We start from the raw sequence: 1190 nt of genomic DNA, 5'->3' as shown, positions 1-1190 counted from the left end.
CGGGATTTACTGAAATCCGTGTCCGGGAATTAGTGAAACCCGCAGCCAGAGGGCGTCCGAGAACTCGCCCAAGTTTATCTCGCCCAGATCGAAGGTCTCAATGTTCAGGTTGCTGCGCTGGATCAGAGGATGAAGGGTGCTGCCAAAAAAGCTGAGGCGGCACGACGGGCCCAGACGATGCCAGGCGTGGGGCCAATCACAGCATTGGCAATTGAGACCTTCGCGCCTGATCTGAACTGCTTTCGCCGAGGTCGAGATTTTGCAGCATGGCTGGGGTTGGTTCCTAAACAGAACTCGACAGGCGGCAAACCTCGCCTGGGTAAGACCTCGAAGATGCACTCTCATCGCTGCAAGCAGCGATTGCCGTGTTATAGGCCAACGCGACATTCGCCGGTTACTTATCTCGGGCGCAATGGCTGTTCTTCAGGCTGTTGAGCGCTTTGGAACGCCTCACAACACTTGGTTGATAGGCATGCTGGAACGTAAACCCCGCATGCTTGTTGCTGTTGCACTGGCAAACAAAATGGCCCGCGGCCTGTGGGCCATGGTGACGAAACAAGAGGACTATCGAACCCCGGCAACGATGGCATGAGCGCAATGCGACGGACATCATAACCCGGGACTTGAGCGTGTGAGGAGATCGATGAACAGTAAGGGAAAATGATCGGAAAGATCCGGACCAGACCAAGCAGTCTTTGTGCAAGAGCCAATGAGCTCGATTTGTTGATCTGCCTTTGGTTCGTGCATCGCCATACCGGCCCGCGGCTGTATCAATCGCCGCAACGAGAGGCCTGATACATGACCGCATCCGATCACACACTCAAACCGTTCAGAAATTTCTTGCACCAACGGGGGCATCCATACATGCACAAATTATGCCTGGAGGACGCTCTTCCCCTTACCCCACATAGACACTTAGCCTATGGCCTGTGTTATAGGTATGCCAAGAGCTGTGTAGCGGTTCAGAACGGCAATGCGGATTTGGATTTCCGCGACTGAACCGCCCCCAGTTTGCCGGAGGCTCCAACTCATGAGTAGGATGGAGCATCATGAACAAGACAACGAACAAATATTCACCAGAAGTGCGCGAGCGTTCCGTGCGGATGGTTTTGGAGAACCAAGGGCAGCACGAGAGCCGTTGGGCAGCGATTGTGTCGATTGCGTCAAAGATGCGGATTTCAGAATTACCG

1 protein-coding gene and 1 pseudogene are annotated in these 1190 nt (G+C 54.2%); both read left to right on the top strand.

All coding sequences use genetic code 11. The features are described from left to right. The first annotated feature begins 129 nt into the window (after nt 1-129). Nucleotides 130-435 (top strand): transposase, encoded by a 306-nt coding sequence (locus B9P63_RS19610; RefSeq protein WP_085311686.1) that lies wholly within the window; start codon nt 130-132, stop codon nt 433-435. Nucleotides 436-1049: 614 nt separating this feature from the next. Then, nucleotides 1050-1190, top strand: a pseudogene (locus B9P63_RS19510) (IS3 family transposase); the annotation flags it as partial.

The sequence above is a fragment of the Planktotalea arctica genome (assembly GCF_002105285.1).
Classification (GTDB): domain Bacteria; phylum Pseudomonadota; class Alphaproteobacteria; order Rhodobacterales; family Rhodobacteraceae; genus Planktotalea; species Planktotalea arctica.
The sequence above is the reverse complement of the archived record's forward strand: the minus strand, read 5'-3'. Positions and strand labels throughout refer to the sequence as shown.